At 66.2% G+C, this 22,796-nt stretch carries 23 protein-coding genes, 1 tRNA gene and 1 other RNA gene; 13 read left to right on the forward strand and 12 right to left on the reverse strand.

The window, feature by feature from the left end; genetic code table 11:
• Positions 1 to 236: 236 nt before the first annotated feature.
• The gene (locus G9E11_RS01585; RefSeq protein WP_190602353.1) at positions 237 to 1,301 is read right to left on the reverse strand and encodes a D-2-hydroxyacid dehydrogenase; all 1,065 of its coding nucleotides are present in this window, start codon (positions 1,299 to 1,301) and stop codon (positions 237 to 239) included.
• Positions 1,302 to 1,395: 94 nt separating this feature from the next.
• Here G9E11_RS01585 and G9E11_RS01590 point away from each other — a divergent pair, with 94 nt between their 5' ends.
• The 3 genes from G9E11_RS01590 to G9E11_RS01600 are packed head-to-tail and all read left to right on the forward strand — an operon-like array spanning position 1,396 to position 4,219.
• The gene (locus tag G9E11_RS01590) at positions 1,396 to 2,325 is read left to right on the forward strand and encodes an NAD(P)-dependent oxidoreductase (RefSeq protein WP_190602355.1); all 930 of its coding nucleotides are present in this window, start codon (positions 1,396 to 1,398) and stop codon (positions 2,323 to 2,325) included.
• Positions 2,322 to 3,092 (forward strand): SDR family oxidoreductase, encoded by a 771-nt coding sequence (locus tag G9E11_RS01595; RefSeq protein WP_190602358.1) that lies wholly within the window; start codon positions 2,322 to 2,324, stop codon positions 3,090 to 3,092. Before G9E11_RS01590 ends, G9E11_RS01595 begins: the two co-directional genes overlap by 4 nt.
• A complete protein-coding gene (locus tag G9E11_RS01600) occupies positions 3,092 to 4,219 on the forward strand; it encodes an L-idonate 5-dehydrogenase (protein ID WP_246468635.1) in 1,128 nt (375 codons plus the stop codon). Before G9E11_RS01595 ends, G9E11_RS01600 begins: the two co-directional genes overlap by 1 nt.
• Positions 4,220 to 4,288: 69 nt before the next feature.
• Here G9E11_RS01600 and G9E11_RS01605 read toward each other — a convergent pair whose 3' ends face one another.
• On the reverse strand, positions 4,289 to 5,029 hold the full coding sequence (locus G9E11_RS01605) for a FadR/GntR family transcriptional regulator (protein WP_190602360.1): 741 nt from the start codon (positions 5,027 to 5,029) through the stop codon (positions 4,289 to 4,291).
• A 247-nt stretch (positions 5,030 to 5,276) separates the two neighbouring features.
• Between G9E11_RS01605 and gndA the strand changes: the two genes are divergently transcribed.
• The gene (gndA, locus tag G9E11_RS01610; RefSeq protein ID WP_102972232.1) at positions 5,277 to 6,713 is read left to right on the forward strand and encodes an NADP-dependent phosphogluconate dehydrogenase; all 1,437 of its coding nucleotides are present in this window, start codon (positions 5,277 to 5,279) and stop codon (positions 6,711 to 6,713) included.
• A gap of 139 nt (positions 6,714 to 6,852) precedes the next feature.
• Entirely contained in the window at positions 6,853 to 7,686 is an 834-nt protein-coding gene (locus G9E11_RS01615) for an oxidoreductase (RefSeq protein ID WP_190602362.1), read from the forward strand.
• Positions 7,687 to 7,738: 52 nt separating this feature from the next.
• On the opposite strand, the gene epsC is transcribed toward G9E11_RS01615, so the two are convergent.
• From epsC to msrA, 3 genes are all read right to left on the reverse strand, one after another.
• Positions 7,739 to 8,323, reverse strand: a complete 585-nt coding sequence (gene epsC, locus G9E11_RS01620) for a serine O-acetyltransferase EpsC (RefSeq protein WP_111905560.1) — start codon at positions 8,321 to 8,323, stop codon at positions 7,739 to 7,741.
• Between the two features lie 41 nt (positions 8,324 to 8,364).
• Positions 8,365 to 9,300, reverse strand: coding sequence for a cysteine synthase A (gene cysK, locus G9E11_RS01625; protein WP_111905561.1), 936 nt, complete (start codon positions 9,298 to 9,300; stop codon positions 8,365 to 8,367).
• 67 nt (positions 9,301 to 9,367) lie between these two features.
• Positions 9,368 to 9,892 carry a peptide-methionine (S)-S-oxide reductase MsrA gene (msrA, locus tag G9E11_RS01630; protein ID WP_190602364.1) on the reverse strand — a complete coding sequence of 175 codons (525 nt, stop codon included), beginning with the start codon at positions 9,890 to 9,892 and terminating at the stop codon, positions 9,368 to 9,370.
• A 115-nt stretch (positions 9,893 to 10,007) separates the two neighbouring features.
• Between msrA and G9E11_RS01635 the strand changes: the two genes are divergently transcribed.
• Both G9E11_RS01635 and G9E11_RS01640 read left to right on the forward strand, forming a co-directional pair.
• Entirely contained in the window at positions 10,008 to 10,910 is a 903-nt protein-coding gene (locus tag G9E11_RS01635) for a Nif3-like dinuclear metal center hexameric protein (protein WP_190603570.1), read from the forward strand.
• 181 nt (positions 10,911 to 11,091) lie between these two features.
• Positions 11,092 to 11,829 (forward strand): zinc ribbon domain-containing protein, encoded by a 738-nt coding sequence (locus tag G9E11_RS01640; protein WP_190602367.1) that lies wholly within the window; start codon positions 11,092 to 11,094, stop codon positions 11,827 to 11,829.
• 65 nt (positions 11,830 to 11,894) lie between these two features.
• Here the strand turns inward: G9E11_RS01640 and G9E11_RS01645 are convergent, their stop codons facing one another.
• Positions 11,895 to 12,659, reverse strand: coding sequence for a YaaA family protein (locus G9E11_RS01645; protein ID WP_190602369.1), 765 nt, complete (start codon positions 12,657 to 12,659; stop codon positions 11,895 to 11,897).
• 32 nt (positions 12,660 to 12,691) lie between these two features.
• The gene (locus tag G9E11_RS01650) at positions 12,692 to 13,408 is read right to left on the reverse strand and encodes an alpha/beta hydrolase (protein ID WP_311764276.1); all 717 of its coding nucleotides are present in this window, start codon (positions 13,406 to 13,408) and stop codon (positions 12,692 to 12,694) included.
• Positions 13,409 to 13,679: 271 nt separating this feature from the next.
• On the opposite strand from G9E11_RS01650, the gene rnpB reads away from it, so the two are divergent.
• The 5 genes from rnpB to G9E11_RS01675 all read left to right on the forward strand — a co-directional run bounded on the left by rnpB (position 13,680) and on the right by G9E11_RS01675 (position 17,482).
• An RNA gene (gene rnpB / locus G9E11_RS01655) (RNase P RNA component class A) lies at positions 13,680 to 14,071 on the forward strand.
• Between the two features lie 25 nt (positions 14,072 to 14,096).
• On the forward strand, positions 14,097 to 14,489 hold the full coding sequence (locus tag G9E11_RS01660) for a hypothetical protein (RefSeq protein WP_190602371.1): 393 nt from the start codon (positions 14,097 to 14,099) through the stop codon (positions 14,487 to 14,489).
• Positions 14,490 to 14,743: 254 nt separating this feature from the next.
• Positions 14,744 to 16,237 (forward strand): glyceraldehyde-3-phosphate dehydrogenase, encoded by a 1,494-nt coding sequence (locus tag G9E11_RS01665; RefSeq protein ID WP_190602373.1) that lies wholly within the window; start codon positions 14,744 to 14,746, stop codon positions 16,235 to 16,237.
• Positions 16,238 to 16,352: 115 nt separating this feature from the next.
• Complete coding sequence (locus tag G9E11_RS01670) at positions 16,353 to 16,562, forward strand: TolC family protein (RefSeq protein WP_190602375.1); 210 nt, start codon at positions 16,353 to 16,355, stop codon at positions 16,560 to 16,562.
• A gap of 122 nt (positions 16,563 to 16,684) precedes the next feature.
• Entirely contained in the window at positions 16,685 to 17,482 is a 798-nt protein-coding gene (locus G9E11_RS01675) for an HNH endonuclease family protein (RefSeq protein ID WP_190602377.1), read from the forward strand.
• Positions 17,483 to 17,511: 29 nt separating this feature from the next.
• Here the strand turns inward: G9E11_RS01675 and def are convergent, their stop codons facing one another.
• The 3 genes from def to orn form a co-directional block, all read right to left on the reverse strand.
• Entirely contained in the window at positions 17,512 to 18,084 is a 573-nt protein-coding gene (gene def / locus G9E11_RS01680) for a peptide deformylase (protein ID WP_190602379.1), read from the reverse strand.
• 123 nt (positions 18,085 to 18,207) lie between these two features.
• A tRNA-His gene (locus tag G9E11_RS01685) sits at positions 18,208 to 18,280 on the reverse strand.
• A gap of 130 nt (positions 18,281 to 18,410) precedes the next feature.
• Entirely contained in the window at positions 18,411 to 19,082 is a 672-nt protein-coding gene (gene orn / locus G9E11_RS01690) for an oligoribonuclease (protein WP_190602381.1), read from the reverse strand.
• A gap of 223 nt (positions 19,083 to 19,305) precedes the next feature.
• Here orn and mptB point away from each other — a divergent pair, with 223 nt between their 5' ends.
• A complete protein-coding gene (gene mptB, locus G9E11_RS01695) occupies positions 19,306 to 20,862 on the forward strand; it encodes a polyprenol phosphomannose-dependent alpha 1,6 mannosyltransferase MptB (RefSeq protein WP_190602383.1) in 1,557 nt (518 codons plus the stop codon).
• 1 nt (position 20,863) lies between these two features.
• On the opposite strand, the gene G9E11_RS01700 is transcribed toward mptB, so the two are convergent.
• Both G9E11_RS01700 and G9E11_RS01705 read right to left on the reverse strand, forming a co-directional pair.
• A complete protein-coding gene (locus G9E11_RS01700) occupies positions 20,864 to 21,541 on the reverse strand; it encodes a DNA alkylation repair protein (RefSeq protein ID WP_190602385.1) in 678 nt (225 codons plus the stop codon).
• A gap of 107 nt (positions 21,542 to 21,648) precedes the next feature.
• Complete coding sequence (locus G9E11_RS01705) at positions 21,649 to 22,740, reverse strand: LacI family DNA-binding transcriptional regulator (protein ID WP_190602387.1); 1,092 nt, start codon at positions 22,738 to 22,740, stop codon at positions 21,649 to 21,651.
• Positions 22,741 to 22,796: the final 56 nt, after the last annotated feature.

Consider the following 22,796-nt stretch of genomic DNA (forward strand, 5'->3'; position numbering starts at 1 on the left):
CGCTAAAGCCACACAGCTAGAGCGCTCAGCGTAGAGCACGTAGCGCGAACGTACACCTGCGGCCCCTCCCGACAACGGGTGGGGCCGCAGGTGTACGTTCGCGCTTGGATTGGGGCCTCGAGTGTACGTTGGCACTCAGAGGAGGAATGCAACAGGAGAGCCGGGCAACCGTGGGCTGCCCGGCTCTCCGGTGTCTGCCGCTGCAGGAGTGTCCTGCGGCGCTTTCGCGGAACCGCTTAGTAGAAGTGGACCATATCCACGAGGTGGGGGAGTTCGCCGCCGTCGAGGAACGTCCTGAGGTTGCTGCAGAAGCGCTCGGCGATCAGCCGATTCTCGGCAGCGCTCAGGGCCGAGGTGTGCGGCGAGACCATGACGCGCGGGTGGTTCCACAGCGGGCTGTCCTGCGGCAGAGGCTCGACGGCGAACACGTCCAGGCAAGCGTAGGCCACCTGACCGTTCTCCAGCGCCTCGAGCAGCGCGTCCTCGTCCACCACCGTTCCGCGGCCCACATTCACGAACACCGTGCCGGGCTTCATGGCCGCGAAGACCTCGCGGTTGAAAAGCCTGTCCGTGTACGGCGTGCCCGGGAGGGTGTTCACCACGGCGTCGGCAGAGGCGAGCAGCCCGGCCAGTCCGTTGTTGTCCGCCACTTCCTCGATGCCGTCGATCGGCTCGACGGAACGCTTGGTGCCGCTGACCTTCATGCCGAGTGCGCGGGCGATGCGGGCGGTTTCCAGCCCGATCTCCCCGAGACCCGTGACCACCAGCGAGGAGCCGTTGACCAGCTTGGTGGGTATCCGCAGCTCCGGCCACACCTTGGCGGCCTGGTCCTGGGCGAGCTCCGCGGTCCGCTTGAAGCCATTGAGGATGCCCAGCGCCGCAAATTCGGCGAGGGGCAGGGCGTGCACGCCTGCGGACGTGGTGACCTTGAACTTGTTCAGGGTTTCGGCGTCGAGGCCGGATGCTTTGACCGCTCCGCCGGCACCTGCCGCCATGGCGTGGATCCACTGCAGGCGCGGGTTTTCCTTGGCGATCCGCGCCAGGCCGGCGGGGCTTTCGTTCGGGAAGCCGTACAGCACGTCGGCCTTGCCCAGGATTTCCCAGTAGCGCTCCTCCTGCTCAGGCGTGCGCCTGAAGTCTGGGTCGCCGGCGTGGTCTGCGGGAAACCGTTCGGGCGGCAGCAGGTCGGGCTCATAAAGGACGGTCACGGAGGGATCTACGGCGCGGATGCGTTCCACGAACTCGGCTTCGAGCGGGACGGCGATCGCGACGGTGGTTTCAGTCGTCATGCTGTTCATCATACTGAATGGCGGCTAGAATACTGAACAGCTTTGCAAGAATTAAAGAGTCATGGATGCGCCACATTGGCCACAACGAAGTGAGGTTCCGCTGCAGATGAATATACCGAGAGCAGGCTTCGTGGGCCTGGGCCTGATGGGGGCGCCGATGGCGGCGAACCTGGTACGGAAGGGCTGGGCGGTTACGGCGTGGAACCGCTCGCCTGGCGCCCTGGAGTATTTCCGCCAGCTCGGCGGAGTCGGTGCAGACAGCGTAGGCCAGCTCAGGGACGAGCCGGTGATCGTCTTCATGCTGCCTGACCTTGCCTACATCGAGGACGCGGCAACCGGACTCCTCGAGAGCTGGAAGTCAGCGCCGCCGGCGGCCGGCACAGCCGTGGTGGTCATGAGCAGCGTTTCCCCCGCCGCGGTTAGGGCTTTCGGGCAGAGGGTCCAGGAGGCCAGTTCAGGCCACGCCGTGGTGGTGGACGCGCCGGTCAGCGGCGGGACAAAGGGTGCGATCGATGGGACGCTGGCCATCATGGCCGGCGCGGACCGCGACGCCGACTTCCGCCGGCTGCTTCCGCTTTTCGAGGCCATGGGCACCACCGTGCGGCTCCTTGGTCCGCTCGGTGCCGGATCGCTGGCTAAGGCGTGCAACCAGCTGGTGGTCGGAACGACGACGGCGGCACTCGCCGAAGCGGCCGAGCTCGCCGAACGGTCGGGCGTCGATGTCGCGGCCCTCTATGAGGTCCTGTCCGGCGGCCTCGCCGGCAGCCGCGTCCTGGACCAGGTGGGCCCGCGGATGGCCCGGAAGGACTACACCCCCACCGGCCCGGCAAAGTTCATGCACAAGGACCTGTCCTTCGTCGTGGAGTCGGCCGACGCCGCCGGGACGGCCGTCCCGATGGCACGGGCCGGCGTCGAACTTTATGCCGAACTGAAAAGGCAGGGCCTGGGGGACCAGGACCTGGCCGTGGTGCGGCAAACTATTTCAAATCTCAGCAGGACGGGCGCCGTGGGCGCCGCAGAAGGGACCTCTTCATGACTTCACTTTTTGATTTGACCGGGCGGGTTGCCCTGGTGACTGGTTCGAGCCGGGGGATTGGTAATGCGTTGGCCCGGGCGTTGGCTGATGCGGGTGCGACGGTGGTGTTGAACGGTGTGAACGCTGAGCGGTTAAAGGCTGCGGAGGCGGCGATGGCGGCGGAGTACGCGCCGGGCCGGGTGCACAGTGTGGCGTTTGATGTCACGGACGACGCTGCGGCCGCGGCGGGTGTGGCGTGGGTCGAGGAGCAGGTGGGCCCGCTGGAGATTTTGGTGAACAACGCCGGGATCCAGCACCGGGTGCCGATGCTGGAGCTGGATGTGAAGGACTGGGAGCGGGTGATCTCCACGGACCTGACCAGCGCGTTCCTGGTCGGGAGGGAAGCGGCCCGGCACATGATCGGCCGCGGTCACGGGAAGATCATTAACATCTGCTCGGTGCAGACGGACCTGGCCCGGCCCACGATCGCCCCGTATGTGGCGGCGAAGGGCGGGTTGCGGAACCTGACCCGGGCGATGACCGCGGAGTGGGCTGGTGCGGGGCTGCAGATCAACGGGATCGCGCCGGGGTATATCCATACCGAGATGACGCAGAACCTGGTGGACGATGAGCAGTTCAACGCCTGGATCCTGGGACGGACCCCGGCGGCGCGGTGGGGCACGGTGCAGGATCTGGCCGGCCCGGCGGTGTGGCTGGCCTCGTCCGGGTCTGATTTCGTGAACGGGCAGACGATCTTTATCGACGGCGGAATGACGGTGGTGGTCTGATGACACACACAACAGAATCTTCAACAGCAGCAGGCACCTCAGCAGCAGCAACGGCAGCAGCAACGGCGGAAACCGAACTTCCGGTTTCGGGTCCGGCGGTGGTCGCGCACGCGAAGGGGGATCTGCGGATCGAGGATGTCCCGCTGAAGGCCCCGGCCCCGGACGAGGCGGTCGTGGAGGTGCTGTATGGCGGGATTTGCGGGTCGGACCTGCATTACTGGCTGCACGGCGCGGCGGGCGAGTCGATCCTGAAGGCGCCCCTGGTGCTGGGCCACGAGATTTCCGGCCGGGTCGTGAGGGCCGCGGCGGACGGGACCGGGCCGGGAGCGGGGACTCCGGTGGCGGTGCACCCGGCCACCCCGGGACCCGGCACGGGCCCGGACGCGCCGCGGTACCCGGCGGACCGGCCGAACCTCTCGCCGGGGTGCACATACCTGGGCTCCGCGGCGCGGTTCCCGCACAGGGACGGGGCGTTCAGCCGGTACGTGAACCTGCCGGTGAGGATGCTCCGGGCCCTGCCCGAAACCCTGGACCTGCGCACCGCGGCCCTGATCGAGCCGGCGTCCGTGGCCTGGCACGCGGTCGCCCGGGCCGGGGACGTGGCCGGCAAAACCGCGCTCGTGATCGGGTCCGGCCCGATCGGGGCTTTGGTGGTCGCGGTCCTCAAGCGTGCCGGCGCTGCCCGGATCGTCGCGGTGGACATGCACGCCAAACCGTTGGAGATCGCCACGGCGGTGGGCGCGGACCAGGTCCTCAACGCTACCGACGGTGAGGCGATCGCCAGGGTCCAGGCCGACGTCGTGATTGAATCCTCCGGGAGCCACCACGGCCTGGCCTCCGCGATCCAGGGCGCGGCCCGGGGCGGGACCGTGGTTATGGTCGGGCTGCTGCCCACCGGCCCGCAGCCGGTCCTGATCTCCCTGGCCATCACCCGCGAACTGGACCTCAAAGGCTCGTTCCGGTTCAACGACGAAATCGACGAGGTCATCACCGCCCTTGCCGACGGCACCCTCACCATCGACCCCGTCATCACCCACGACTACCCCGTCACCGACGCCCTCGAAGCCTTCGACATCGCACGCAACTCCGCCCAATCCGGCAAAGTCCTCCTCAACTTCGCCGGCTAAACAAAGCACAGCTACATCCGGGCCAGCGCGTACATCCGGGCCAGCGCGGCCAGTGCCAGCCAAGAGGGGCTAGGCGGACTGCGTCCGCCGCTGCAGTGGAACGAAAACCCTCGGCTGCTCCACCCAGACGGGCTCCATTTCCGAGATGGTGCGGCGCATGATCCTGCTCGACGCCTCGCGGGCCTCCGCTGCGTTGCCCCCAAAGATGGCTTCGGCCACATCGAGGTGCCACTGTAGCGTGAGGTCCCGGGGCCGGTCGGGCATGAGGCCGTGCACAGTGCGGCCGGTCAGGGTTTCGGCCACCTGGCCTACGAGGTTGGCAAACATCTCGTTGCCGGAGCCGCTGAGCAGCAGGGAGTGGAACTGGATGTCCAGTTCGAGGAAGCGCGGCACGTCGCCGGCCTGGCCGGCGTCGCGCATGGCCAGTGCCACGTCGAGCAGTTCCTGCCGCAGCTCCTGCGGTGCGTTGGCCGCAGCGAGTTCGGCAGCCACGGGCTCGACGGCGGAGCGGAGTTCCGCGAGGGACCGCAGCTGGGCCCCGCGCCCTTCCCCGGCCAGCCGCCAGCGGATCACGAGGGGATCGAACGGATTCCAGCGGTGCGCCGGCAAGACCTTGATGCCCACCCGCTTGGTGGTCTCCACCAGGCCAAGCGACTGCAGCACGCGGACAGCTTCCCGGATCACGGACCGGGACACCTGCAGTTCGTCCTCCAACTGCTCCGCCAGCATCACGTGCCCTGGCGGAAGGCTGCCGTCGACAATTCTGGTACCCAGGTGCTCGACGGCACGGTGGTGGAGGCTGGTTGACATAGTGGTAAGCATAATCGGGCCGGGAGGCTTTGTTCCCCGCAGCCGGGAAGAGTCTGGACGCTGTCGGAGGGGCACGTCATAGACTCTTTATGGCGCGGCTGGCGTCCAAGGAGTGGTCACCCGCTTTCGCACTCGCCCTCGAATATATATGCTTTATTCACAGCCCAGTTTTCTAAAGCGTGTTCCGCGGCACCCGCGGGACGCAATGCAATGCACACATGTTGCACCCACTGAATTGGAGTTTTTGATGTCAGCACACATCGGTGTCACCGGCCTCGCGGTGATGGGCGCCAACCTCGCCCGCAACCTGGCCCGCAACGGCTTCACCGTTGCCCTGCACAACCGCTCGGTTGAGAAGACCGACGCCCTCCTCGAAAAGCACGGCACGGACGGCGACTTCGTGCGCACTGAAACGCTGCAGGAGCTGGTGGACTCCCTGGAGAAGCCGCGCCGCGTGCTCATCATGGTCAAGGCCGGCAAGCCGGTTGACGCCGTCATCGACCAGCTCGTTCCGCTGCTGGAACCGGGCGACATCGTGATCGATGCCGGCAACTCGCACTACGAGGACACCCGCCGCCGCGAATCCGCGCTGGCCGAGAAGGACCTGCACTTCGTGGGCGTAGGCGTCTCCGGCGGTGAGGAAGGCGCCCTCAACGGCCCGTCCATCATGCCCGGCGGCTCCAAGGAGTCCTACGACGCACTCGGCCCGCTGCTGGAAAAGATCTCCGCCAAGGTTGACGGCCAGCCGTGCTGCGCCTGGATCGGCACCGACGGTGCCGGCCACTTCGTCAAGATGGTGCACAACGGCATCGAATACGCTGACATGCAGGTCATCGGCGAAGCGTTCGACCTCCTGCGCTCCGGCGCCGGTATCGAGCCCGCCGAGCAGTCCAAGATCTTCGCCGACTGGAACAAGGGCGAGCTCGCCTCCTTCCTGATCGAGATCTCGGCCGAGGTTCTCGGCCACGTGGACGCCAAGACCGGAAAGCCGTTCGTCGACGTCGTCGTGGACGCCGCCGGACAGAAGGGCACCGGCCGCTGGACGGTCATCTCCGCGCTGGAACTGGGCTCACCGGTTTCAGGCATCGCCGAGTCTGTTTTCGCCCGCGCCCTGTCCTCGCAGGCGGAGCAGCGCAAACTCGGCCAGGAGCTGCTGGCGGGCGAGGAAATCGCCGTCGAGATCCCCGAGAACTTCGTCGAGGACGTCCGCCAGGCGCTGTACGCCTCCAAGCTGGTCTCCTACGCCCAGGGCCTGGACATGCTGACTTCCTCCGCCAAGGAATACGGCTGGGACCTCAAGCTGGACGAGATCGCCTCGCTGTGGCGCGGCGGCTGCATCATCCGTGCAGAGCTGCTCAAGGAAATCACCAAGGCCTACGCCGCGGAGCAGAAGCCGGCCAACCTGCTGTTCGCCCCGGCCTTCACCAAGGCCATCGCCGAAGCACTCCCGGCCTGGCGCCGTGTGGTGGCCACCGCCGTGCAGCTCGGCATTCCGGTTCCGGTGTTCTCCTCCTCGCTGGCCTACTACGACGGCTTGCGCCGTAAGCGCCTAGCCGCCGCGGTCATCCAGGGCCAGCGCGACCTCTTCGGTGCGCACACCTACGGCCGCGTCGACGCCGAGGGCACGTTCCACACGCTGTGGGGCGAGGACAAGTCCGAGGTCGAGGCAGTGGACACCCACTAGCCACACCCGCCGCATGACGCAGGAACGGCCGGCCCTCCCGGATAATCTGGGAGGTGCCGGCCGTTCGTGCGTCCGGCTCCAGCCGTTCTTGGCGACGACGCCGATCCGCGCCTGGCCGACTTACCCCGAGGAGTGCCGAGTGTCCCAGCCCGTAGCGATTGTCACCGGAGCCTCCACCGGCATCGGCTTCGAGTCGGCAAAGCTCCTCAGCGCCAAGGGATTCACCGTCTACGCCGGAGCCCGGCGGGTGGACAGGATGGAACCGCTCAAGGCGCAGGGAATCAGGGTCCTGTCGCTGGACGTCACGGATGACGCGTCCATGCAGAGCCTGGTGGCCACGGTCACCCGGGAGCAGGGGCGGATCGATGTCCTGGTGAACAATGCCGGGTTCGGCTCCTTCGGTGCGCTGGAGGAGATGGATCTGGCGGAAGGCCGCCGGCAGTTCGACGTGAACGTCTTTGGGCTGGCGCGGATGACGCAGCTGGTCCTGCCCTCAATGAGGACTGCCGGGCGGGGCAGGATCATCAACATCTCCTCCATCGGAGGCAAGTTCTATGAGCCGCTCGGCACCTGGTACCACGCCACCAAGTTCGCCGTGGAAGGCCTCAGCGACGCGCTGCGGCTGGAACTGAAGCCGCACGGGATCAGCGTGTCCATCATCGAGCCCGCCAGCACGATCACCGAATGGGGCGGGATTGCAGCCGAGGGGCTGCTGGCCAGCTCGGGCGGCGGGCCGTACGCGGCCCAGGCCAGGGAGATGGCCGCCGTGCTCGTGTCCACGGGGCGGCCTGCGACGTCCACCCAGCCCGACGTCGTCGCCGGAGCTGTGCTGAAGGCCGCCACCGCCGCCCGTCCCCGGACCCGCTACCCGGTGGGCAGGGGCGCCGCTGCCATCACGGCACTGCGGCGGCTGCTGCCGGACCGGGTGTACGACCTGGCGGTGACGGCGGTGCTGAAACACATCGCCCGCTGAGCCGCCCGGCGCCTAAAAGCACCAAAAGGCACAGCCGCCCCCAACCTAGGGATCAGATCCGGTATTCGATGTAATACTCGGCCGGGTCCACGGCGGGCTTGGTTTCCCGCAGGGCGTCGCGGTGCCGCCAGCTCGCGGGGATGCCGGTGATGATGGACTCGGGCGGGGCGTCCTTGACCACCACGGCGTTCGCGCCCACCGCGCTGTCGTTGCCGATGGTGATCGGTCCCAGGACTTTGGCCCCGGCGCCGATGGTCACGCGGTCCCCGATGGTGGGGTGGCGCTTGACCTTCGCGAGGGAGCGGCCGCCGAGAGTGACGCCATGGTAGATCATGACGTCCTCGCCGATCTCGGCCGTTTCGCCGATGACCACACCCATGCCGTGGTCAATGAAAAAGCGCCGTCCGATCGTGGCACCCGGATGGATCTCGATGCCCGTCAGGAAGCGTGCCAGCTGCGAAATGAGCCGGGCGGGGAACCGCGTGGACGGGTCCTGCCACAGCTTGTGCGTCAGGCGGTGCGCCCAGATGGCGTGGAGCCCGGAGTACGCGAAAAAGTTCTCAAAAGAACCTCGAGCCGCCGGGTCGTGGGACCGGGCGGCGTCGAGGTCTTCCTTAAGTCTTGCGAAGAAACCCACAAAGATCTTTCTACAGGAAACGGAAAGCGGCTGGCTAAGGTCTAGCCCCGGATGTCGTCATAGAGCACGGTGGAGATGTAACGCTCACCGAAGTCGCAGACGACCGCCACGATCAGCTTGCCGGCGTTTTCAGGGCGCTTGGCCAGTTCGAGGGCGCCCCACACGATGGCGCCGGAGGAGATGCCGCCCAGGATGCCTTCCTTGATGCCGAGGTCGCGGGCCACGGCCACGGAGTCCTCCAGGGTGGCGTCGAGGACCTCGTCGTAGACGTTGGTGTCCAGGAGTTCCGGAATGAAGTTAGCGCCGAGGCCCTGGATCTTGTGCGGGCCGGGGGCACCGCCGTTCAAAATGGCGGAGTCCTTGGGTTCAACGGCCACGATCTGGACGTCCGGCTTGCGCTCCTTCAGGACCTGCCCGACGCCGGTGATGGTGCCGCCGGTGCCGATGCCGGAGACAAAGATGTCCACCTTGCCGTCGGTGTCGGCCCAGATTTCCTCGGCCGTGGTTTCACGGTGGATCTGCGGGTTGGCCTCGTTGGCGAACTGCTGGGCCCAGATGGAGTTCTCCGTGTTGGCGACGATCTCCTGGGCTTTCTCCACGGCGCCACGCATGCCCTCGGAACCCGGGGTCAGCACGATCTCGGCGCCGAAGGCACGGAGCATCACACGGCGCTCGGTGGACATGGTCTCCGGCATGGTCAGGATGACCTTGTAGCCGCGGGCTGCGCCCACCATGGCCAGGGCGATGCCGGTGTTGCCGGAGGTGCCTTCGACGATGGTTCCGCCGGGCTTCAGCGCGCCGGACTTCTCAGCGGCGTCGATGATGGCGACGCCGATACGGTCCTTGACGCTGTTGGCCGGGTTGTAGAACTCAAGCTTGACCGCAACGGTGGCGTCCAGGCCTTCCGTCAGGCGGTTGAGCTTGACCAGCGGGGTGCCGCCCACCAGCTGTGTTACATCGTCGTAGATCCGTGCCATGTGTACTTGCGCCTATCTCTCAGGGAGGAATACTTTGGTCAGCCTAACGAGGGGGTCAGCGCCACTGCTACGCATTAAGCCATGCAGAGTAATATTTCCGGGCCTTGGCCAGCTTCGGGTTAATAATCACCTGGCAATACCCCTGCTCCGGGAACTTGGCGTAGTAGTCCTGGTGAATGTTCTCCGCCGGATAGAACACAGGGAGCCGGCTGACCTCGGTCACAATCGGCCGGGACCAGAGCGCCTGGTTCCGTTCGATCGCCTCTTCGAAGAGGATCTTCTCCTCGGTGGTCTCATAGAACATCGACGAGCGGTACTGCGTGCCAACGTCGTACCCCTGCCTGTTGAGGGTGGTGGGGTCGTGCAGGGCGAAAAACATGTCCAGGATGACCTCGGCCGGGATGACGTCCTCATCGAAGGTCACGGCAACCACCTCCGCGTGCCCCGTGGTCCCGGAGCAAACGGAGTAGTAATCCGGGTTGCGTTCATGGCCGCCGGTGTACCCCGACACCACCGACGTGACGCCCTTCGTTTTCTGGTAGACGGCGTCCAGGCACCAGAAGCAGCCCCCGCCAAGCACAAAAGTTTTCATGTCCTCTTTACTCATGTCCTCTTTAATGGTTCGCGGGCGCCAATGATTCCCCAGCCAACCCCAGGGTCACATACCGGGCAGGGGCCAGAGCCGACTGTAGGGTAAAAATATGAGTATGGAACCTGTGAACAGCGACGTTGCAGCGGAACCGGAAGACGCTCCCGACGCCGCGGAGTCGCCCGCCGCTGCAACCCTGGGGCAGCTCATGCTGGCCGTGGAGGAACTCTGGCCGGAGTCGCTGGCAGAGTCATGGGACGAGGTGGGCCTCGTGGCCGGCCATCCGTCCGCTGACGTCACGCGCGTCATGTTCGCCGTGGATCCCACCATCGAGGTCATCGACGAGGCCATCGAATGGGGCGCGGAGCTGCTCATCACCCATCACCCGCTGCTCCTCAGGGGCGTCACCTCGGTTGCCGCCAACACCCCCAAAGGCCGGGCAGTCCACCGCCTGATCGAATCCGGAACGGCACTGCTGACGGTCCACACCAACGGCGACTCAGCAGTGGGCGGCGTGTCCGACGTCCTGGCCGACGCCCTGGGCCTTGAGAACGTGTCGCCGCTGACTCCTGCGGCGGACGGCCTTCCGGAGGAAGGCATCGGGCGGGTCGGGGACTTGAAGGAGTCCATGACCCTGGGCGATTTTGCCGCGCGGGTTTTCGGCATCCTCCCGGCGGTGGCGGGCGGGGTGCGCGTGTCCGGGGACAAGGACGGCCTCGTGCAGCGGGTCGCCGTGTGCGGCGGGGCCGGGGATTCCCTCTTTGACCAGGTCCGGGCCAGCAATGCAGACCTGTACGTCACCGCTGACCTCCGCCATCACCCGGCCTCGGAAGCCAGGGAGGCTGCTGTCAATGACCGCCCGTACCTCATCGATGTCTCGCACTTCGCCAGCGAATGGCTGTGGCTCCCGGCCGCGGCCGAAGCGCTGGGCAACGTGCTCGCGGACCAGGGCCTCGACGTCGAAATACGGGTCAGCACCACCAACAGCGATCCGTGGGACTTCATACTGACTCCCGGCTAAGCCTGGCGCGCGAAGTCCATCGCAGGGCCCACGCCGGCGAGGGGCCCGCACCGAGCGCAGCGAGGTTTGGGAGCCGGTGGGGATGCGTAGCGAGGCTGGGGAGCGCGTTAGGCGCTAGAGTCTAGAAAACCCCCAACGGGGTGCCGGCCAGGAGCCGGAAGGGATCAAGCGGAGGTAAAACGTGGCCAAGGCAGCACCGGCGGAACAATTGAAGTTGCTCGAGCTCCAGGGCCTGGACGCCCGGCTGAAGTCACTGTCCAACCGGCGCCGTGCCCTTGAATCCGATCCCCGGATCACCGATCTTGAGGCCGCCCTCAGCGTTGCCAACGGTGAGCTGGGCGCCGCGAAACTCGCCGTCCACGACGCCGAAGCGGAACTGAAGCGGGCCGAGGCCGACGTGGAGCAGGTGGCTACCCGGATCGAACGGGACGAGGCAAAGCTCAACAGCGGAACCGGCCTCTCCAAGGACCTCGTCGCGCTGCAGAAGGACATTGCTTCGCTCAACAAGCGCCGTTCAGACCTGGAGGACGTGGAACTGGAGGTCCTCGAGCGCCTGGATGTCCTGCGCGAACGCCAGGCGGCCCAGCAGAGCATCGTGGACGACATCCAGGGTTCATTTGGCGGGATCCGTGCCGAGCTCGATGAGCAGCTAGCGGAGGTCAACGCTGAAGAGACAATAGTCCGCGGCCAAAGAGCAGAGTTCGCAGCGGGGCTGGACGCCGGGATGCTTACGGTCTACGAGAAGACGCTGGCCCGGCGCGGAGTGGGCGCGGCGCGGCTCTTCCATGGCACGTCCGAAGGATCGGGCATGCAGCTGAGCCCCGGCGACCTGGCCGAGATCAAGGCCGCCTCCGAGGACGAGATCGTGTTCTGCCCCGACTCCGGCTGCATCCTGGTGCGCTCCGCCGAGTGGGTCTGACCGCCTCACCCAACTGACTGGCAGTAGATGTCGTTCTGAGCGCTCAAAACGACATCAATTGCCAGCTAGTTGGGCAGGATGATGTTCAGGGCGTGCGCCTTGCGCGCCGTGCCCGGAATGAGCTCGGCCTGCCACTTCTCGGCCGCTGCCTTGCGCAGCTGCTCCGGCGTTGCCGGGGCCTTGCCCCGCCGTGTCAGGAGGTGCCGGGCCAGCTCGCCCCGGGTGTGCTTGGCGAAGTGGCTGACCACCTTGCGGGCGCCGTTCACGTCAGTGAACACGTTGACCGCCACGGTGTCTGCCGGCGGGGGAGTCCAGGCGGCGGCATAAGTGCTGGACCGACAATCGACCAGGAGCTGGCCGCCGGCAAGCTCGCCCAGGGCGTCGGTAAGCTGCGGTTTCCAGAATGAGGCGAGGCGTCCGACGTCGGGCAGTGCCGTTGACATGGACAGCCGGTAGGCGGGCACGAAGTCGGCGAATCGGATGGCGCCCCATAACGCGGAGATGACCAGCACCGACTCATCCGCCCGGCGCCGCTGCGCCGGCGTCATGAGCCTGTATCCCAGGGCGTCGTACAGCACCCCCGAATACACCTGGTGCGCTGGCGCCGCCGGTTCGGCGTGGAGCCGGGTGTTACGTTCGACGTCGTCCTTAAGGGATGCGCCGACGCCCAGCAAGGCGAGGGCGTCCTCGTGCGAACTGACTGTCCCCAGTGCGCCAAGCACCTTGGCCCGGTAGGTGTTCAGCACGGGAAAACTCAACGAAGCCCAGTCCATGGCGTCACCGTGAACGGCCGGAGTCTTGCCTTCGGATGGGGGGAGCAGAATCAGCACCGTACGATCTTACCGGCCGGGCGCCCGCGTGATTAGTCCAGATGGCGGCCCAGGAAGTCCAGCACGTCCGGGAGGATCGACCGCCAGTACAGGCTGTCGTGGCCGCCGGGCTGAAAGCCTCCCTCGACCCGGCCGGGAAGTCCCGAACGGTACTGGCGCACCGTCGACGCCAGTTCATCTTCGGCGCCGCAGTCGATCCGCTTGGAAATCGCTGCAAGCCGGGGACGGAGCGCGAAAACGTCATTCGCCGCGAAATCAGCCGGGCCGTCGAAGGCGCTCTTCATCCCCGCGTCGTAGCTGGACCAGACGGCCGGGCTCATGGCCGCAACGGCGCGAAGTCCGGACACCCTGCCCCGGGACGCCAGGAGGAGGGCGCCGAACCCTCCCATCGACGTGCCGAAGAGCCCGACCCTCCCGAGGTCGAACCCCTGCTCGGCCAGGAACGGCAGGAACTCCAGCACCAGCATCGACTGCGTATCGCTGCCGTCGGCGCGGGCATGCCACCAGGAGTCGCCGCCGTCCACGGCAGCTATCCCAAAGGGCTGGCCGCCATCGTCCAGATGGCGCTGCAGGGCCTGGTCCGCAATGAGGTCACGCAGTAATACCTCGCTGCTGCCGCCCAGCTCGTGCAGGAAGACCGCCACTGGCAGCACCTGGTTGGCCTGTTCCGGAAGCGGCACCGCCAGGGACCAGTGCGTGGTGGCCACCGGGCGGAAGCGGGAGCTAAAGGCGCCAGTCCGGGTCAACACTGTGGAAGAGGGCACTCTGGAATGGGGCATTGAGGTCGGCGGCACCGTGGACGGGGGATCCGGCGGGATGGCCGCCGTGGTTGTGTGGCTTGGAACCGGGGGAGGCGGGGCCGTGCAGGCCGACGAGCGGGCTGCAGTCAGGCCGGCAGCGATTCCTGCCAGCTGCAGCATGCGTCGCCGTGGGAAGGACGGCCGGTCCATTTCCCGATCTTAGACCCCGGAACCGGCGCGTGTCCGGCACCGCAGGAAAGCCCGTAAACTGGACTCCGGATGGGTTGACCAGGCGGCCGCGCGTCACGCAAGTGGCTCGAGGAACGTCCGGGCTCCACAGGGCAGGGTGGTGGGTAACGCCCACTCGGGGTAACCCGCAGGCCAGTGCCACAGAAAACAGACCGCCTGCCTCGCGCCGATTTGAAAGCGGCACGAAGCAGGTAAGGGTGAAACGGCGGTGTAAGAGACCACCAGCTTCCCGGGTGACCGGGAAGGCTAGGTAAACCCCACCCGGAGCAAGGCCAGACAGGACACGTTTGAGGGCTGCCCGCCCGAGTGTCCGGGTAGGCCGCTGGAGGGCGCCGGCAACGGCGTTCGTAGATGGATGGCCGCTACTCCCGTGCTGGCAACGGCACGGGAGCACAGAACCCGGCGTATCGGTCAACCCATCCACTTAGCCCGCGTCTGGAAGGTAAAGATGCCCGCGCAGTCGTCCGATGACATCGACCCAAGACTGAACGCCGTGCTCGCGCCCATCGTCGGCCCCGGCGCTCCGGATCCGGATGGGACGATCGAGCTCACCGTCATTGTCGACGGGACGATAGTCTCCGGCTCGGTGGTGAGTGAGGAAGCATGGTCCAGACGCCAGAAAGCGCAGATCAGCGCATCAGGCGAGTATGGAGCAGGCGTTGCTGAAGACGCGCAGGAAGCCGGGAACAACCCGCTCCTGAAAGAACAGGTCCGGTTCATCCATTTCCTTGAACCCGTAGTGGTCTCCGGCGGCAACCCGATCCGCCTGAACGCGACGAGGGTGGACCTCCTCAACGTATCGGCCTGGAGCATTGGGCGCCTCCAGTACGGAGAGAAGTAAGTTGCACGTCCGGTGGTGTGAGTGATTTCACGGGCCCCGGGGCAAAAGAAGCCCTTCGCCCGCCCTAGAATGGATGGTGAACGTAGAAGTTCCTCCGCCGGATCTGCGTTCGCAGCCGGCGGTATTTCTTTGCACGTCCAACGGCATCCGGGGTGGACCTAAACCCTGCCGGTGCCAGCATGCCCTGGATAACTTCCAGTGGCCGCCATCCGGTTTACGAGGACGTAGCCGGTTGAACCAAGGAAGGTAGTTCTGTGAGCCAGACGTCAGATTCTTGTCTTGATACGTGGATGAGCCGAGAGGCGCTCGCCGAGGCCATGATCCCGGTTATCGGCCGGCTGTACCGTGAAAACAACGTGGTTACCTCCATCCACGGCCGCAGCCTGATCAACAAGTCCACCATGAACATCCTGAAGGCGCACCGCTTTGCGCGCCGGATGAGCAAGGATGAGCTGCTCCTCGAGGAGACGGCACCGCTGCTGGACACGCTGGCACAGCTCGACCTGGGTGCCGCTGCCATTGACATTGCCCGGCTGAACCAGAAGTTCAAGTCCGACGGCGGGGACATGACTTTGGAGGAATTCCTCCGCGCCGAGCTGGCTGAGATCGTGGGTAAGCGGGGCGGCGACGACCGCACCAGCACCGACGTCGTGCTTTACGGCTTCGGCCGCATCGGCCGCCTGCTGGCGCGCCTCCTGATCGAAAAGGCGGGCGGCGGCCACGGCCTGCGCCTGCGGGCCATCGTGGTCCGGCGCGGCTCCGACAACGACCTGACCAAGCGCGCCAGCCTGCTGCGCCGCGACTCCGTCCACGGTTCCTTCGAAGGAACCATCCGGGTGGACACCGAAGCCAACACCATCACGGCCAACGGCGTCCAGATCCAGGTCATCTACTCGGACAACCCGGCCACCATCGACTACACGGCCTACGGCATCAACAACGCCCTGGTGGTAGACAACACCGGCCGCTGGCGCGACGCTGAGGGCCTCGGCCAGCACCTGCTGAGCAAGGGTGTGGCCCGTGTCCTGCTAACCGCACCGGGCAAGGGCGAGCTGAAGAACATCGTGCACGGCATCAACCACCGGGACATCACCGCTTCGGATCCGATCGTGTCGGCAGCCTCCTGCACCACCAACGCCATCACTCCGGTCCTGAAGGCCCTCAACGACAAGTACGGCGTGATCCACGGCCACGTGGAGACCGTCCACTCGTTCACGAACGACCAGAACCTTATCGACAACTTCCACAAGGGTGACCGCCGCGGACGCTCGGCCGCGCTGAACATGGTGATCACCGAGACGGGCGCCGCCAAGGCCGTGGCCAAGGCGCTCCCCGAACTGCTCGGCAAGCTCACCGGCAGCTCCATCCGGGTCCCCACCCCGGATGTTTCCCTGGCCATCCTGAACCTCAGCCTGGCAAACGGCACCACCAAGGACGAGGTCAACGACTACCTGCGCGAGATGTCGCTGCACTCGGACCTGCGCAAGCAGATCGACTACATCGACTCGCCTGAGGTCGTCTCCACCGACTTCGTCGGCTCCCGCCGTGCCGGCATCGTCGATGGCCTTGCCACCATCGCCAACGACAAGAACCTCGTTGTCTACGTCTGGTACGACAACGAGTTCGGCTACAGCTGCCAGGTGGTCCGCGTCATGGAAGAAATGGCCGGGGTCAACCCGCCGACCTTCCCGGCCAAGGACTCCGAAAAGGACGCCGCCCCGGTCCTTGCCGTGGCAGCCTCGGTCTAACCGGAACGTTTCGTCAGCCCCGTCAGCACAGTTGTGCCGGCGGGGCTGACCCAATCCCGGGAAGTTCCCGGGCAATTCTCTGGAATCAGGCGGCAATCGGGCACAAACTTGTGTCATGGAACAGAACCCGACAATCCAGCATGAGACAACCCTGGAACGTGCCCTCGATGTTGCCAAGGCCAACCAGAAAGAAGCGCAAAGGCTTCTGGACCAGGCACGAACGTCACATGCGGCAGGGGAAATTGGCGACGACAGGGTGGCGCAGCTTGAGCGACTCCTGGATCTTGCCAATACCGATCTTCATCGGGTCATGCGCGAGCAGTAGGCCTCCACAGGGCACCTGTCCTCCACACTGTGGATAGCCGCACAGCGACGGGTGGGTTCGTTTAGGCTCCTGGATGTGTACCCACAACCTGCCCGAAACACCAGGCGCCCCCGGACGCCCCTGTGAGCGTCAGCTGGGCCGGTTACCGGCGTGCGCGGCGCCGCTCCCGGCAGGCCTGGGCGGTGCTCGGCGCCGCAGCGGTATCGGTGGTCGCAGCCACCATGTGGTTTTTCACGACAGGCCAGTTCATCGCCGCCGAGCCTGCCGTGTCCGGACCCAGCGACGCGCCCGTGTTCGATGCCGCCTGGATGAAGCCCGTAACGCCCCCGCGCCAGGTGCCGCCGGGCAACGCCGCGGCTGCACTTGAAACCCTGGCAGTGAAGGGCCGGGCATCCGGAAGCGACTATGACCGGTCAGCCTTCGGCCAGGCCTGGCACGACGCAGACCACAACGGCTGCGACACGCGCAACGACATCCTGCGCCGGGACCTTCGCGAGGTTGAGTTCACCAAGGGGTCGAAGTGCAAGGTTGCCGCCGGAACCATGCATGAGCCGTACGTGGGGCTGGTGGTCAGGTTTGTCCGCGGCGCAGAGTCCAGCAAGGCCGTGCAGATCGACCACGTCGTCGCGCTCGGCGACGCCTGGCAGAAGGGGGCCCAGCAGCTGACGCCGCAGCAGCGGCAGAACCTTGCCAACGATCCCGTCAACCTCATTGCGGCGGACGGTAACGCCAACCAGGAGAAAAGTGCGTCGGATGCCGCCACCTGGCTGCCGAAGAACAAGGCCCTCCGGTGCCACTACGTGGCGCGGCAGATCTCGGTGAAGGCAGCGTACGGACTCTGGGTCACGCAGCCGGAGAAGGACGCCATGGCCCGCGTTCTGGATTCATGCGCGCAGCAGCAGACGGTGGTGCCGCAGTAGGGCCGCAGAGGCAGCAAGCGGGGGCGGTGTCAGTGTCCGAACGGGTCAGGGTCAACGCCCGGCATCCAGGTCAGGCCCGGGACGCCCCAGCCGCTCTTCTTGGCCTGCTTCATCGCCTTGCGGGCATACCTGTCGATGAGCCGGTTGACGTACAGCTTGCCGTCAAGGTGGTCGTATTCGTGCTGGATGATGCGGGCGAACCAGCCGGTGGCTTCGAAATCCACCGGAGTTCCGAGCCCGTCAAAGCCTTGGACGCGCACCCACTCGGCGCGCTTGAGCGGAAACTGCTCGCCGGGGAAGGAAAGGCAGCCCTCCACTTCCTCGTCCGGATCCGGCAGAGCCCCGGACACCTTGGAAAGCGTCAGCACAGGATTGACCACGACGCCGGCCGGGGGAGCGCCGTCCTCGTTCTCGTACTTGTACACGAAGATGCGCTTGCCCACGCCGATCTGCGGCGCGGCCAGACCGACACCGTTCGCCTTGTCGTTGGTTTCGAACATGTCGGCAATCAGCTGGCGAAGCCCGTCGTCGAACTCTTCCACTTCAGCAGCCCGGCGGTGCAGCACCGGCTCGCCCCAGATGGTGATGGGCAGAACGGTCATGAGAGGGGATCCTTCGACGCTTTTCCGGGTGGAACCGGCAGTGGTGAAAACAAGCAAAGGCCGCACCGGTAAACCGGTACGGCCTTTGCTGCTGGCCGGCAAGAAACTGCCGTCCTCGGTGAGGGTGAGCGACGGGGGTTGAACCCGCGACCTCCTGGACCACAACCAGGCGCTCTGCCAACTGAGCTACGCCCACCATGTGCCCTGCAGACTGTCCGGTTTCCGGGCCGTCCGAATTGGCAACGACAAATAGCTTACCTGCTGTTTGGGGATGCTTTTGCCACTTTTGGCCGTTTCTGCAAAATTTTCCCCAAACGTGGCGCAGATTACTTTCCGGACTGCTGAGCTGCGGGCGGCAGAACGCCTTCCGGGGCCTGCTGGTCGACGGCGGAGGGCGACGCCGAGATGCGCTTGGAGATCTTCTGGGCCGTGGCACTGTCCGGTCCCGGTGTGGGCACGAAGACGGCTTCCCGGTAGTACCGGAGTTCGTCAATGGAATCCTTGATGTCCCCGAGGGCGCGGTGGCCGCCGAGCTTCGCCGGCGCCTGGAAGTAGGCGCGCGCGTACCAGCGCCGGGCCAGTTCCTTGATGGTGCTGACGTCGATGATCCGGTAGTGCAGGTGCTCCACCACCGACGGCATGTCCCTGGCGAGGAAGACCCGGTCCGTTCCCACCGAGTTGCCGGCAAGGGGCGCCTTGCGGGGGTCCGGCACCCACTTGCGGATGTAGTCCAGCACCAGGGCCTCCGCCTCGGCCATGGTTTTGCCGGCCGGAAGCTCGTTCAGCAGGCCTGACCGGGTGTGCATGTCCCGGACGAAGTCGTTCATCTGGGCGAGGGCGGCGTCGTCCGGTTTGATCACCACGTCCACCCCGTCTCCGAGGATGTTGAGCTCGGAGTCGGTCACCAGAGCCGCGACCTCGATCAGGGCGTCGTTGACGCTGTCGAGGCCGGTCATTTCGCAGTCGATCCAGACGATGCGTTCGTTAGTAATAGGCACCCGTTCAGCCTACCGTTTAGCCGCGTGCAAGCCTTGGAGAGGCGCTCCGATGCTAATATTTCGGGTACGTGGCAACGCCACAGCGGCGGTCGCGCCCCCGGCGTCGCCGGTTTTGGCTGGCCGCCCGATTTGGCCGGCCTCTCAGCTTGGCTGCAGATGGGGCAGCATGCCAAAGAGATACGCGCAAAAGAGTTAGGCGCAGAAGAGATTGGACGATCCTGAGATGACGGCGCCTGTGCCTGCGATAGGGGAAACGGCCACCGGCACTTCCACGGACCCGGCCCGGCCGGAAGTGGACAACCCACGCTCACCGATCCTCTCCGGTTTCATCGGATCCATGTTCCTGCTCATCGGCTCGCTCGGCGTCGGCTGGCTGGCGCCGGTCTCGGAGCTGCGGCGAATGCCCCTGTTCATCTGGATGCGCACGGAGGCGTTCGGCGTCGGGCTGTCCATCGTGCTGCTTGCGGTGGGCGGCATGCTGCTCGTCCGGGCGTGGCTCCGGCTTGGCCAGCACGTCCACGTGTGGGGCCGGGAGGCACGGAAGGCCACGCTCCAGGCCGTCGTCGCGTGGGGCCTTCCCATGATGTTCACGGTCCCACTGTTCAGCCGGGACGTTTACGCCTACATCGGCCAGGGCCGGCTGATGGTCGAGGGCTTCAACCCGTACGAGAACGGCATCTCGGCGCTGTCCAACTACTTCCAGCTGGGCGCGGACAAGATGTGGACCGAGGCCCCGGTTCCCTACGGCCAGGTGTTTTTGTGGATCGAGCAGTTCGTGGTCTGGTCCACCAACGTTCACCCGGAAGCCAGCATCATGCTGTTCCGCCTCGCCGCGCTGGCTGGTGTGGTGCTGTGCATCATCTACGTGCCCAAGCTTGCAGAGCTGCACGGCGTCAATCCGCACCGTGCCCTCTGGCTGACGGCGGCGAACCCGCTCTTCCTGACCAACTTCATCGCCAGCGTCCACAACGATGCACTGATGATCGGGCTGGCCCTCGCGGGCCTCTACTACTGCGCCACCCGGCGCGTCATCTTTGGCATCGTTCTTGTCACGGCTTCCATCGCCGTCAAGCCGATCACCGTTGTGTTCCTTCCGTTTATCGGGTTGCTCTGGGCGGGCAAGGGGGCCAGCTGGCCCAGGAAGTTCGTGTTCTGGGGCCTGACCGCCGGAATCAGCCTTGCCCTGCTCTACGCCATGAGCCTGGTCAACGGCTTCGGGTTCGGCTGGATCAACGGACTCTCGGCCCCCGGCAGCGTCTGGATCTGGTACGCCCCGGTGGGACTGCTTGGCCTGGTGGTCGCCTCCATTTTTAACGCGTTCAGCCTGGACGGCTGGGGGCTGGCCAAATGGGTTTACGACGCCGGCAAGGTCCTTGCCGTGAGCATCGTCGCCTGGCAGATTTTCCGGGGCGAACACGACCGCCTCATGCGCCGCCTGACCCTCGCCTTCGCGGCTGTTGTGGTGCTCGCCCCGATGATCCAGTCCTGGTACGTGGTTTGGCTGATCCCGCTGTTCGCCGTCACGGGCATCCGCGACGACTGGCAGGTCAAGGCGCTGTACTTCATCGTGTCCTTCTTCATGGTCTACGCCATCTCCGACCAGCTGGAAGTCTTCCCCTACCTGCAGACCGGCGACCTGGGCCTTGCCCTGGCGCTGGCCCGCAACGCAGCCGCCATCATTGCCCTGCTGTTTGCCCTCTACCTGATCTTCCTGGACCGCAGCACCAAACTGCTTTTCAGCAAGGCGGACCAGCCCGTCACGACGCGCCCCGTTATCTGACCTAAAGGTTTTTCAGGGCTTCCCTGCGCGAGAGCGGACTGAGTGATGTGCCGTTCCGCGCCACGAAATCCAGGACCCATTCCGGATCGGTTTTCGCGTACCCACGCAACGCCCACCCGATGGCCTTGCGGATGAAGAACTCCCTGTCGGCCATGTTCGCCTCGATGACCGCAGAGAGCAGCGCGGTGTCCGTCTGGAATTTTGCCCCCAGCTGGGCCGTGATGGACGCCCGCCGAATCCAGAAGTCGCGATCCGCACTCCACTGGAGCAGTACCTGGGTGAGTTCGTCCCGGTGGGCCCGGAGCAGTGTGCCGATCCGGTGGGCCACGCCGTCTACATAGTCCCAGGATGAGCCGGTCCGGATGATCTCCTCATACACCGGAAGCATCCGCGGGTCTCCGGCTACGGCCCGCAGCCCGGTCAGGTCAATCGCCGCGTAGCGTTCCTCGCGGTAACGGGCTTCACGCCACAGGACAAGCACCGTTGACCGCAGGTCCTCGGCGGATTCAAACGGATGGGCAGCGGCCGCGGCCTTGGTTGCCTTGCGCACCTCCGGCACGCGGACGCCGAGGGACGGCGTTGCTGACTTCATGTAGGCCTGCGCTGCGGCGCCGCGGATGGGGTCTGCCGCCGCCCGCAGTTCGGTGCGAATCAGCGCCAGCACCGCTTCATTTGCCATGCTGCCAAGATAGCCCGTCCAAGGAGGCCAGGGCAGCGGTTTCCGCTGCCTCCACGGCCGAATAGCCCTGTCATCCGACCCATATCCGCGCCACCCTGCTGCCGGGACTAGGAAGCGGGCTCGCCGCCAGGCTCGGTGCTCCGGCGCAGCGTCACCTCGCCCGTGACCGCCACGGCGCCGGCCGCCGCGGGGCCGGAACCGGCGGGAACTGCCAGCCTCCCGATCTCCTCCAAGGGCAGGCGGACGGTGGAGAGGGCGGGCCGGAAGTCGCGCAGGGTTTCGATGTCGTCAAAGCCGGCGATGGCGGCGTCACGGGGGACGCGCAGCCCCTGGGAGCGCAGCGCGGCCGTGGCCCCGATCGCCATGACGTCGTTGACGGCGAAGATACAGAGCCGTTGCGGTGCGGGGGCGTCAGTACCGGCCTCGCCGTTGCCGCCGTGCGCCCCGATGTGTGCGGCGAGCTCCATGCCCGCCTCGTAGCCGCCCGTGCGGTCGAATCCGGTGTGCAGGACGTCTGCCGGCGGAAACCCGGCGTCTGCCAGGCCGCGCTGGAAGCCGCGCACCCGGTCGTCGGAGGTCAGGAGGCCCTCCGGGCCGGCGATGATCACGAACTCCCCGGCACGTGAGACGGCCAGTTCCCGGGCGAGTTCGGCGGCGAGCTCCTCGTTGGGAACTTCAACCACGTGATAGCCCTCGTCGGATTCGGCGCCCACTACGGCGTGTCCCACGACGCCCACTTGGCCACCGTTGCGGCAGTAGCGGTCAAGCTCGGCGGCCAGTTCGGCGTTGCCCTGCCTGTCGGCGGTCCGTGCCGACCGCGAACCCGCGATCACTATCGAGTCCGCCCGGCGTGCCGCAAAGGCAGCCACGGCCGCGCGCTCGTCGGCGGGGCTGCCCGCGGTGGTGGCCAGTAGCACCATCTTGTTCTGGTGCCGGGCCGCGGTCTGGACGCCGCGGGCGATGGCTGAGAAGTAGGGGTCCGCGATGTCGTGCACGATGAGTCCGATAAGGCCGGAGCTCGACTTCGCGAGGCCCTGTGCCTGGGCGTTGGGGATGTAGCCGAGGGAGTCCGCAGCTCTGCGGACGCGCTCAGCAATATCAGGTCCGGGGGTCCTGGCGGAACCGTTCAGGACGCGGCTCGCGGTGGCAGGGGAGACTCCGGCCAGGCGGGCTACTTCGGTCAGCGTGCTTGCTGCCACAGGCGAAACTCCTCTTCAACGGGCCCCGGCGCCGGGAAACTCGGCTGATGCCCACA

The organism is Arthrobacter ipis, assembly GCF_014694315.1.
In the GTDB taxonomy this organism is placed as follows: domain Bacteria; phylum Actinomycetota; class Actinomycetes; order Actinomycetales; family Micrococcaceae; genus Arthrobacter; species Arthrobacter ipis.